A 916-nucleotide genomic window follows, 5' to 3' on the forward strand; every position below is an offset into this window, starting at 1 on the left:
CTTCGACGACTGTGAAGGGCAATACGCCGACGTTGTTGCCGTGGGCTTTCATGAAGTTGCGGCTGTTGGCACCGGTATAACGCCAAATCGGATAGCTGACCGGCGTTTGTTTTAGGAACTTGCCGATGTTGTCAGTGGTATCCAGCGCGATGCCGACCATATCGACGCTGCCTTTTTTCTGAGCTTTGTACCATGCGGACATGGCGGGCATTTCTTTACGGCAGGGGCCGCACCAGGTTGCCCAAAGGTTGACCACGCGCACGGGGGCTTTGAGCGAGTCCAGGCTTTGCGGTTTGTTGTCCTGCCAGCCTGCTGTTTCATCGGCGGCAAAGGCCGGCACAGCGGTAAAAACGGCGGCGGACAAGAGAAGGGCGGTTAAGGCTTTCATGGTTGTATCCTTGAGGTTGCCAATCGAAATGGGGTTTATTGTAAAACGGTTTGGTGGGTATGCCTACCGATTCATATCAAGATATCAAGTAAAAAGTTTGAGTAAAAATCAGTTGCAGACGATAATAACCGCCATCATTGAATGATTTTGCAATAATACGGAGACTTTTATGCCGTCTGAATTCACACTTTATCACAACCCGCGTTGCAGCAAATCGCGTGCCGCGCTGGCTTTGCTCGAAGAAAAAGGCGTTGCCGCTGACGTAGTCAAATATCTGGATACCGCGCCTGATTTGGCGACTTTGCAGGATATGTTTGCCAAACTCGGTATCGAATCAGTGCGCGACATGATGCGCACGAAAGACGATTTGTATAAAGAACTGGGTTTGGACAATCCCGATTTGGACAATGCCGCCCTGCTTCAGGCAATTGCCGAACACCCTGCCCTGCTCGAGCGTCCCGTTTTGGTAACGCCTACGCGCGCAGCCATCGGCCGTCCGTTGGAAAACATTGCCGCCCTACTCGGCTG

At 52.2% G+C, this 916-nt stretch carries 2 protein-coding genes; one reads left to right on the plus strand and one right to left on the minus strand.

Going from position 1 to position 916, the window contains the following annotated elements:
* On the minus strand, positions 1-388 hold a 388-nt coding region (locus ACTHS3_RS15360; protein WP_440368417.1), incomplete at its 3' end, for a TlpA disulfide reductase family protein.
* Between the two features lie 169 nt (positions 389-557).
* On the opposite strand from ACTHS3_RS15360, the gene arsC reads away from it, so the two are divergent.
* The coding region (gene arsC, locus ACTHS3_RS15365) for an arsenate reductase (glutaredoxin) (RefSeq protein WP_070590003.1) at positions 558-916 on the plus strand (359 nt) is incomplete at its 3' end.

Source organism: Neisseria sp. P0009.S007 (genome assembly GCF_051962515.1).